Source organism: Brevundimonas sp. NPDC046655 (assembly GCF_044901625.1).
GTDB lineage: Bacteria > Pseudomonadota > Alphaproteobacteria > Caulobacterales > Caulobacteraceae > Brevundimonas.
The window spans coordinates 1,552,242-1,562,053 of sequence record NZ_JBJDPV010000001.1; the positions used below are offsets into that span (position 1 = coordinate 1,552,242).

The window sequence follows — 9,812 nt, forward strand, 5'->3', positions numbered from 1 at the left end:
CCTTGGTTCCCGTCAGGCGGCGACCGGCAGGCTCAGTGGCTTTTGCGTCACGACGAACAGGTGCTCGACATTGCGCAGACGCCCGACCGCGCCGACCTTCTCGCCTTTCAGGTTATGGATGCCGATGCGGGCGCCGACGTAGCGGGGGCGCGGGATTTCGACCACCTGCACATGGCCGCGCGCCGACAGCATGGCGACCAGGTCATCGCGGCTCAGATAGCCTTCGTCATTGAAGCTGACGATCAGGTTGGGCGTTTTCAGCCGTTCGACCACGGATTGCAGGGCCGGGCCGATGCCGGGACGGCTGTTGAACGGGCTCTTGCGGGTCTTCACGTCCACCCGCTTGTTGGCCACGCCATAGGTCTCCGGCTTGTCCCACAGCACCAGGCTTTCCCAGCAGTGGTAGTTGGCCAGATAGGAGTGCTGATTATAGGGCGGGTCCAGATAGACGAGATCGGCCTCGACCTGATCGGCGATCTCGACCGCGTCGCCCTGGGTGGCCCTGCACGGCCCGGCGGCCACGCCCGGCAGCAGATCCGGCAGCCGCAGTTCCAGCGGTTTCAACGCGCGCGGCGCCCAGCGCTTCATATAGGCCATCTGCAGGCCGGCGGTGGAATCCACCCGGTCCGCCGCCTCCATCAGGGCGACCAGAACCACGGCCTTCAGTTCCGGCTCCAGCCCCATGGCCTCGATGCGGGTGCGCATGGCGTCGATGCGGGCGCCGTTGTCGGGGTGGAAGAAGCGGGCGTCCTCGCAGAAGGCCTTGGTGAACCAGCCGGCCTCGGGCGTCACTGTCCGCAGTTCGGCCAGGACGGCCTCGGCCCTGTCGGCCCAACGCTCGCGGTCGGCCTGGACATAGGCCGTGGCCAGGGTGTGGGCATAGGCGTTGTGATCATTGGACCAGACGCGGAACCCCTGCCCCTTCAGGGCGTGGCCGACGCGGGCCGAGCCGGAAAACAGGTCGCAGACCGTCCCGCCGTCCGGCAGGGCGGCGCGCACCGCACCCGTGACATGGCCCAGAAGCGCGCGCTTTGAGCCGATGTACTTGATCATTCCGTCCCGTCAGGTCTTCCGGGCGCGCTTCGCCCCTTGCGGAACATGGGCCGGAGCATGGGCCAGACGCAACAGATTCGCGGCCCCCGGCGCGCCGAAAGGCGTTCCGGCCAGGATCAGGATGCGCTGACCGGCCTCGGCCAGGCCATAGGTCATGGCCGCCTCGACCGCGTCGTCGGTCAGGCCTTCCAGCGAGGACGGCTGGTCGCCCAGACGCGGCTCCAGCCCCCAGACCAGGGCCAGACGGCGCGCCGTCTCGGGCTTGGGCGTCAGGGCCAGCACAGGTTGCAGGGGCCGCTCGCGCGACATCCGCCGCGCCGTACCGCCCAGCGTCGTGAACACCACCATGCAGGCGGTCGAGGCGGCTTCGGCGGCCTTCCTCGCCGCCGCCACCAGGGCGTCGACGTCGTGGATGTCCATGCCCGCGTGCTCGGCGTCCATCAGGCCAGGCCACAGGGGATCGCGCTCCACCCGCTCCATGATGCGGTTCATGATAGCGACCGATTCCAGCGGATAGTCGCCCGAGGCCGTTTCCGCCGACAGCATCAGGGCGTCTGCGCCCTCATAGACCGCGTTGGCCACGTCCGAGGCCTCGGCCCGGGTCGGGGCGGGCGAACTGGTCATGGATTCCAGCATCTGGGTGGCGACGATGGCGGGCACGCCGCGCTGACGGGCGGCGCGCAGGATCTTCTTCTGGGCCACCGGCACTTCTTCGGGGTCCATCTCGACGCCCAGGTCGCCGCGCGCGACCATGACGCCGTCGCAGTAGTCGAGGATGCTCTCCAGATCGTTCAGGGCCTGGGGCTTTTCGATCTTGGCCAGACAGGCGGCCTGACCGTTCACGATGCGCTTCAGCTCGGCCATGTCCTCGGCCTTCTGCACGAAGCTGAGGGCCACCCAGTCGACGCCGAGGCGAAGGGCAAAGGCCAGATCCTCGCGGTCCTTGGGCGTCAGAGCGGAGACGGGAATGACGGCCTCCGGCACGGCCACGCCCTTGCGGTCCGACAGCTTGGAGCCGCTCTCGACCGTCACATCGGCCCATTCGTCGGTGCGCTCGCCGACTCGCAGGCGGATGCGCCCGTCGTCGATCAGCAGCAGCATGCCGGTGCGCAGGGCCTTGAAGATTTCCGGGTGCGGCATCTGCACCCGCGTCTCGTCGCCGAGCGCCGGGTTCAGGTCGAACCGCATCCTGTGGCCCGGCTTGATGGCGATCTCGACGTCGGCGAAGCGGCCCAGCCGCAGCTTGGGCCCCTGCAGGTCGGCCAGAACCCCCAGCGGGCGCCGCAGCGCCATCTCGGCGCCGCGCACGGCCTTCAAGGCCGCCGCGTGATCTTCATGTGAGCCGTGGCTGAAGTTCAGGCGGAAGACGTCCACCCCGGCCTGGGCCAGCGCCTTGACGGTCGCGGGCGCGCGGCTCGCGGGTCCAAGGGTCGCGACGATGCGCGCGCGGCGGGCTCTGTTCATAATGTTTCCTCAAGGCGGCTCTGACGGCCATGACCTCCCCTCAGAGGCCTTGATCCCTTGTGCCAATGAAAAGCCGGGGGCGTAAGGCCACGCCCCCGGCCGGAAACACGAGTTTATGAGGCTGAAACACGACGTTACGGCCGTGAGGCCTATTTGGCCTCGCAACGCCCCGCGGCGAACTGCGGCAGGTCCATGCAGCGGCCGTCCACCTCGTCTGTCGGCTTGACGCCGATCAGGTGGGCCAGGGTCGGGGCGATGTCGATGGTGCGCATCGGCAGGAAGCGCTCCTGACCATTTGCGCCCGGCCACCAGAAGATGATCGGCACGCGGCGGTCATAGTCCCAGGGCGAGCCATGGCTGGAGATGGCGCCGCCGACACGTCCCGCCCCGGTCAGGCCCGGCTGGTAGGCGCGCATGATGTCGGGCGAACGCCCGGCCACCGCCGACAGGCGCAGACGCTGACGCAGGCTCAGTTCCTCGGGGTTGTCAGAGACGGGCAGCGGCTCGGCCAACAGCTCGTCGCGCGACACGGCCAGGGCGACCTGGGGCTCGGCGTTCAGCAGTTCGACCGCGGCGGCCAGGACATGGCTGCGCAGCGGCTCGGCCAGCGACTTCTTGTCCTTGTCGACGACGATCAAACCGCCCGCCGAGGAGACCAGCGGATTGGCGTCCAGCTTGAACCGGGCCTTCAGCGCATCATTGACGCGTGGCATCAGGGCGCGGTCCACGCGGCCCGCCGCCGGATAGCCCTCGACCGAGGACCGCTCGGGGAAATCCGAACCGCCATGGTCGGCGGTCAGCACTACGACCACCCCGCCCGGCACGGTCGCCAGCTTGTCGAGGAAGACGCCCAGGGCCGCATCGAGGCGCAGCATCTGCTCGCACATCTCCGGCCCTTGCGTGCCGTATCCGTGGCCGATCCGGTCGGTGGCCGACAGGCTGACGCCCAGCATGTCGGTGACGCCGCGACGCCCCAGTTGCTGCTCGTCCAGCAGGACGGCGGCGCCCTCCAGCGTCAGCTCATCCAGCATGGGCGAGCCGTCGAGCGCATCATCCGCCGGCGGCAGGGTCGAGTTGAAGGTCTGGCCGCCGATGACCCACTGGCCTTCCAGACGGCGGCAGGCGTCGTTGGTGTAGTTCCACACCGGCGCCTCACGAGAGAAGCGGTCGATCATCCGCGCGTTGATGGCCGCGACGGGCGCCAGCTTCGTCTCGGCCGACTGGCCCGGCTCGACATAGGTGGTGAAGCCGAAGTCGGCGGTCAGCCAGAAGGCGCCGTCGGCCTTGTGTCCCGCCAGATTGATGGCCCCGCGATCCTTGCCCGAAATGCCGAAGACGCGGCTGTTGGGGCTGACCGTCTTCAGCCAGTCGCCCAGGGTCGAGGCCTTCAGCTGATCCGGGCCGACCGGGCCGTTGTCGGTGTTCTTGCCGTGCGCCAACGTGTTCTGCGGGGCGGCCAGGCAATAGGTCTCCTCGCCCGTCGTGGTGTCGATCCAGTCGTTGGCCGGGATGCCGCTATGCGTCGGATGAACGCCCGTCAGGACGGTCGAGTGGCCGGCGCAGGTCACGGTGACGCCGTGGGTCTGATAGCCGTTGATCGAGACCATGCCCTGATCGGCCAGGGTCTTCAGACCCCCGGTGAACTGGCTGCGATACTGGTTGAACAGGTTGGCGCTCAACTGATCGATCACGAGAGTCACCACCAGGGCCGGGGCCGCGCGCTCGGCGGCTGCCGTCGCCGCTGCGGGCTGAGCCGCCTGCTGAGCCATGGCCGGAAGAGCCGCTCCCGCCAGAAGGGCGAGCGCCAGGGTCGGAGCCAGAACACGGCTGAAGGTCATCTTGAACACCGGAAACACTGAGAATGCAGGGTGACTACCCCCCCAGCGCAACGGCGCCAAGACAACGGTCCGGATTGGTTGGGCGCAGGTCGGCCCGCCGCCGCATTTCCTAGCGGCCGGGCGATTGCTCCGCCTCGACCCTCTGATAGCCGGTGTCGATGACGGCCAACATGGCCTGGGCGGCGCCAGCCTCGTCTCCCGCAGCGATGCGCTCGACGATCCGGGCGTGAGCCTCGACGGTTTCATGATGCAGAGCGGGCGCCTGGGTCGGCGGGCTGAGCGTGAAGGCTTCCAGCAGGGCCGTCTCGATCACCCCCGCCACCGAGCGGATCATCGGATTCTGCGACGCGGCGCCGATGGCCAGGTGCAGGGCCAGGTCGGCGCGGGCGAACTCATGGGCGGAGGCGTCCTCGCGGCGCATCCAGTCGAGGGCTGTGTGCATGGCGGCGAGGTCCGCTTCCGTGCGGTGGCGCGCGGCGAGGGACGCGGCCGTGGGCTCCAGGCTGCGCCTGACTTCGGCCAGGTGCTGTCGGAACCGGGCGTCCATGCCGATGGCCACCCGCCAGGTCAGAACCTCCTTGTCGAAAAAGTTCCAGTGGACGCTGTCGCTGACCCGCGTGCCGACGCGGGTCTTCACGTTCAAAAACCCTTTAGCTGACAGCGTCTTGAGCGCCTCGCGTAGGGCCGTGCGCGACACGCCGAACCGCTCCAGCAGATCTGCCTCCAGCGGCAGCTTGTCGCCCGGCGCCAGGGCGCCCGTGAGGATTTCCTGCGCCAGGGCGCGCACGATCTGGTCGTGGGCGGAGACCACGTGGCCGCTCGCACGGGGCGCAGCGGTCGAAGAAGCGGGCGAGGACATATCCATATCTGATCCTCTAGCGGTCTGGTCGGTTCGGCGCAAAGGCGCTGGTCAATCATTAGTATTATGATATTCACATTAAGGTCGCCACCGTCGGCGACGCACAGCCTCCCCACGCCCCATGACCCAGACCTCGCCCAAGCCGCTTCGCAGCCGCGCCTGGTTCGACAATCCGTCCAACCCCGACATGACGGCCCTCTATCTGGAGCGGTATCTGAACTACGGGCTGACGCTGGAGGAACTGCGCTCGGGCAAACCGATCATCGGCATCGCCCAGACGGGTTCGGACCTCAGCCCCTGCAACCGCCATCACCTCGAACTGGCCAAGCGCGTGCGCGAGGGTATCCGCGAGGCGGGCGGCATCGCCCTGGAATTCCCGGTCCATCCGATTCAGGAAACGGGCAAGCGCCCGACCGCCGGGCTGGACCGCAACCTGGCCTACATGGGTCTGGTCGAGCTTCTGTACGGCTATCCGATCGACGGGGTGGTCCTGACCATCGGCTGCGACAAGACCACCCCGGCCTGTCTGATGGCGGCGGCGACCGTGGACATTCCCGCCATCGCCCTGTCGGTCGGCCCCATGCTGAACGGCTGGCACAGGGGCGAGCGCGTCGGTTCGGGCACCATTATCTGGAAGGCCCGCGAGATGATGGCGGCGGGCGAGATCGGGTACGAGGAATTCATCGATCTGGTCGCCACCTCGGCGCCCTCGGTCGGCTATTGCAACACCATGGGCACGGCGACGACGATGAACTCGCTGGCCGAGGCCCTGGGCATGTCCCTGCCCGGCTCGGCGGCCATCCCGGCCCCCTATCGCGAGCGGCCCCAGGTCGCATACCTGACCGGCAAGCGCATCGTCGACATGGTCCATGAGGACCTGAAGCCGTCGGATATCCTGACCCGCGAGGCGTTCGAGAACGCCATCGTCGTTAACTCGGCCATAGGCGGCTCGACCAATGCCCCCATCCACCTGACGGCCCTGGCGCGCCACGCGGGCGTCGACCTGCCCCTGCAGACGTGGGAAGAGGTCGGTCACAAGACGCCGCTTCTGGTGAACCTGCAGCCCGCCGGACACTATCTGGGCGAGGACTTCCATCAGGCGGGCGGCGTGCCCGCCGTGGTGGCCGAACTGATGCGGCGCGGCCAGATCCACGAGAACGCCCTGACCGTCAACGGACAGTCCATCGGCGACAACTGCCGGGGCGCCGCAGTGGTCCTGCCCGACGTCATCCGCGACTTCGACACGGCCCTGGTGCAGGACGCGGGCTTCCTGGTCCTGTCGGGCAATGTCTTCGACAGCGCCATCATGAAGACCAGCGTCATCAGCGCCGAGTTCCGCGACCGCTACCTGTCCGATCCGGCCAGCCCTGACGCCTTCACCGGCAGCGTCGTCGTCTTCGACGGTCCTGAGGATTATCACCGCCGCATCGACGATCCGGCGGAAGGCATCACGCCTGACAGCATCCTGGTGATGCGCGGCGCGGGTCCGGTCGGCCACCCCGGCGCGGCCGAGGTCGTCAACATGCGGCCGCCCGCCTATCTGATCAAACAGGGGGTCCACGCCCTGCCCTGCATCGGCGACGGGCGCCAGTCCGGCACATCGGGCTCGCCCTCGATCCTGAACGCCTCGCCCGAGGCAGCGACCGGCGGCAACATCGCCCTGCTGCAGACCGGCGACCGGATGCGGATCGACCTCAAGACCCGCCGCGTGGACGTCCTGATCGACGAGACCGAGATGGCCGAGCGCCGCGCCGCCTTTGAAGCAGTCGGCGGCTATCAGTATCCGGCGTCACAGACGCCCTGGCAGGAGTTCCAGCGCGCCATGATCGGCGAGCTTGAGACGGGCGCCGTGCTGGAGCCCGCCGTCAAATATCACCGCATCGTCGACACCCTGGGCCTGCCCCGCGACAACCACTGAGGCTGGTCAAGGGATCAACAGTCGTCGCATCGAGGGCGCCGCCGCGATCAGGTCGCGGGTCACAAGAGCGGCGAAGAAGTCCGCGCCCTCGCGTCCGACGTGGGTGTAGTCGAACGCGATGCGCGCCTGCCCCAGAGGCTCAACCGCCGCATTGTTCTGAGCGGCTGCGGGCGCGCCCGGCGCGGCGAGGACCCCGGTGCTGGACGCGATGGTCGTGCCGGTCAGCAGGGCCGCCGCCACCTCGGGCGACGGCGCGGCTTGGGCGAAGCGGGCCGACATCGCCGGACCCAGCGCCTGCACCGTCTCGGCGCTGGCGCGGTTGAGATCGACCAGAGGCGTGTTGGTCTCAGCCGCCACGGCCCGCACCGCCTCGGCCCAAGGTTCCAGATCGTTCTGCAAGCGCCCATCGACGAACTGGCGGCGGACCAGGGGCGTCAGCAGGATCGGCGTGGCGCCGCGCGCCCGCGTCTCGGCGACATAGCGTTTCAGGTTGGCGGGGAACTCGGTCGCCAGATCGGTCGAGCGGCCCGGCTTGCCCGGTTGGTCGTTGTGGCCGAACTGGATCAGGACGTAAGTGGAGGCAAAGCCCGGTGTCGCCATCTCGGACAGGGCCAGGTCCCATGATCCTTCCGCGATATAGCTGCCCGAACTGCGCCCGCCGCGCGCCAGGTTCACACAGGCCGCGAACGAGGTGACGTGATAGGCGCAGAAGCTCGGCCCCCAGCCGCCGACCACGGCCGTGGTGGAATCGCCCACCAGGATGATCTTGGACGCGCGGATCGGCTGAACGGGCGGCGCTTCGGCCGCAGGCGTCTGAACGGCGGCGAGACTCAAGGCTGCGGTCAGGGCGGCGATCATCTCAGGTCTCCGAGGCGGTGATGCGGGCGATCAGGGTCAGCAGGCCGCCGGGGGCCAACACGGTCAGGCCGCTGTCCTCGCCCGCCGGGGCGTTGTGGGCGTCGGGGCGATGGGTCACGGGCTCGACGCAGACGAAAGCCTCGCCGCGCGGCGCATAGACCTGGGCCCAGCGGGCGTTCGGCGAAGCGGTCACATCGACCCGCCAGCCGTCGTGCAGCAGCGCCGCCCGCCCGTTCCAGTCGGCATAGGCGTGATCGACGAAGGGCGCTTCTACTACGGCGGCAGCCTCGCTCCAGTCGATCAGTTCGCCAGCCGCCGCCAGCCGCTCCGGGATTTCACGCGCATCGGTCAGCCAGACCTTGGGCGCCGACAGTTGCAGCCGTGTCGCGGGCTCGACAGCGAAATAGGGATGCAGACCCAGACCAGCGGGCATGGGGGCGGCGTCCTCGTTGGCGATTGTCAGGCTCATCTCCAGCCCCTCCTCGCTCAAGGTCAGCCGGTGCGAGGCCGTCCAGGCCCAGGGCCATTCCGGCCCGGCCTCGGCGGCCAGGACCAGATCAACCGTCCCGCCATGAACGCGCAGCACGTTCCAAGGCGCGCGCCACCCCACGCCGTGCAGGGCGTGGGGGGCGAACCCCGGCGTGGCGGGCAGGCGCACCGCCCTTCCCTCAAACGCGAAGACTCCGCTGTCGACGCGGTTGGCGTAAGGCGCCAGAGGGAAGCTCGAGGCCGCCAGCGGACTGTCGATATCGTCCGGCGCCGGGCGCAGCACCTCGCGCCCGCGCCAGGTCAGCGATGTGATCGAGGCCCCCAGGTCGGGCCGCAGGCTCAAGGCCCAGTCGCCGCGTTCGATCTTCACAGGGCGATCCGATGCTGCGGCAGGCCCGGCGTCACGACCCGCAGATGATAGAGCCCGCCCAAGGTCGGCTGCGCCGCACGCTTGTCGGCGTTCCCCAGCCAGGCCGTGGTGCAATAGAGGTCGCGCCCGTCCGCCCCGCCAAAAGCCGCCTTGGTCACCGTCTGGACCGGAAAGCGGATGGAGTCCAGACGACGGCCGTCCGGCGCAAACCTCGCCACGCCCCAGCCGTTGAACAGGCCTACGTGCAGCACGCCATCCGCATCCATGCTCGGCCCGTCGCAATAGCCGTCCTCGGTCACGGCGAAAACCCTCCGGTTCGACAGCACGCCGCCTGCGTGATCGAAGGCCAGGACCGTCTTCTCCAGCGTGTCATGGTGATAGAGGGTCGCGCCGTCAGGACTGAGGCAGGGCCCGTTGGTGACGCCGTAGCCGTCGTCGTGGCGGGTCAACTCGCCCCGGAACCAGCGATAAAGGGCGCCGGTCCGACCCTGTTCGCTGTCGTCCATCGACCCGAACCACAGGGCGCCGTCAGGCGCGACATAGCCGTCGTTGAGCCGGTTCTGCGGGCGATCCGTCTCGACCGGCTGGAACAGGGAGAAGTCGCCCATCTCCACGTCGAAGCGATAGAGACCGCCGCGGACGCCGCAGATCAGCGACCCGTCCTCGGCGGGAAGCGCAAAGCCGATCTGCTCTGGGGCATCCCAGGACGCCTTGCCGCCTGTCGTCGGGGTATAGCGATGCAGCCGCCGTCCCTTGATGTCGACGAACCATAGACAGGCGCGTGTCGCGTCCCATGCCGGCCCCTCGCCCAGTTCGGCCTGGACGTCCCAGACGAGGGTCGGCGTGGTCATGTCCTTCAGCCCGCCGAGTAGCTGGTCTTGATCTGGGTGTAGAATTCGACGGCGGCGAAGCCCTGTTCGCGGGGGCCGTAGGAGGACTTCTTCGTGCCGCCGAAGGGCACGT

General features: G+C 68.7%; 9 protein-coding genes. 1 reads left to right on the top strand and 8 read right to left on the bottom strand.

The features are described 5' to 3' along the window. Positions 1-12: 12 nt before the first annotated feature. The 4 genes from ACI2KI_RS07665 to ACI2KI_RS07680 all read right to left on the bottom strand — a co-directional run bounded on the left by ACI2KI_RS07665 (position 13) and on the right by ACI2KI_RS07680 (position 5,220). On the bottom strand, positions 13-1,053 hold the full coding sequence (locus ACI2KI_RS07665; RefSeq protein WP_404618873.1) for a DNA adenine methylase: 1,041 nt from the start codon (positions 1,051-1,053) through the stop codon (positions 13-15). A gap of 9 nt (positions 1,054-1,062) precedes the next feature. Next, positions 1,063-2,517, bottom strand: a complete 1,455-nt coding sequence (pyk, locus tag ACI2KI_RS07670; protein ID WP_292084476.1) for a pyruvate kinase — start codon at positions 2,515-2,517, stop codon at positions 1,063-1,065. A 149-nt stretch (positions 2,518-2,666) separates the two neighbouring features. Continuing rightward, entirely contained in the window at positions 2,667-4,355 is a 1,689-nt protein-coding gene (locus tag ACI2KI_RS07675; protein ID WP_404618875.1) for an alkaline phosphatase family protein, read from the bottom strand. A gap of 109 nt (positions 4,356-4,464) precedes the next feature. After that, positions 4,465-5,220 carry a FadR/GntR family transcriptional regulator gene (locus tag ACI2KI_RS07680; RefSeq protein ID WP_404618877.1) on the bottom strand — a complete coding sequence of 252 codons (756 nt, stop codon included), beginning with the start codon at positions 5,218-5,220 and terminating at the stop codon, positions 4,465-4,467. A 115-nt stretch (positions 5,221-5,335) separates the two neighbouring features. Here ACI2KI_RS07680 and ACI2KI_RS07685 point away from each other — a divergent pair, with 115 nt between their 5' ends. Further along, positions 5,336-7,132: an IlvD/Edd family dehydratase gene (locus ACI2KI_RS07685; RefSeq protein ID WP_404618879.1), complete on the top strand. Its 1,797-nt coding sequence runs from the start codon at positions 5,336-5,338 to the stop codon at positions 7,130-7,132. A gap of 6 nt (positions 7,133-7,138) precedes the next feature. Here ACI2KI_RS07685 and ACI2KI_RS07690 read toward each other — a convergent pair whose 3' ends face one another. The 4 genes from ACI2KI_RS07690 to ACI2KI_RS07705 form a co-directional block, all read right to left on the bottom strand. Continuing rightward, positions 7,139-7,990 (bottom strand): rhamnogalacturonan acetylesterase, encoded by an 852-nt coding sequence (locus tag ACI2KI_RS07690; protein ID WP_404618881.1) that lies wholly within the window; start codon positions 7,988-7,990, stop codon positions 7,139-7,141. Position 7,991: 1 nt separating this feature from the next. Beyond that, positions 7,992-8,849, bottom strand: coding sequence for an aldose 1-epimerase (locus ACI2KI_RS07695; protein ID WP_404618883.1), 858 nt, complete (start codon positions 8,847-8,849; stop codon positions 7,992-7,994). Further along, positions 8,846-9,700 carry an SMP-30/gluconolactonase/LRE family protein gene (locus ACI2KI_RS07700; RefSeq protein WP_404618885.1) on the bottom strand — a complete coding sequence of 285 codons (855 nt, stop codon included), beginning with the start codon at positions 9,698-9,700 and terminating at the stop codon, positions 8,846-8,848. The genes ACI2KI_RS07695 and ACI2KI_RS07700 overlap by 4 nt, the downstream gene beginning before the upstream one ends. A 5-nt stretch (positions 9,701-9,705) precedes the next feature. Then, on the bottom strand, positions 9,706-9,812 hold a 107-nt coding region (locus ACI2KI_RS07705), incomplete at its 5' end, for an aldehyde dehydrogenase family protein (RefSeq protein ID WP_404618965.1).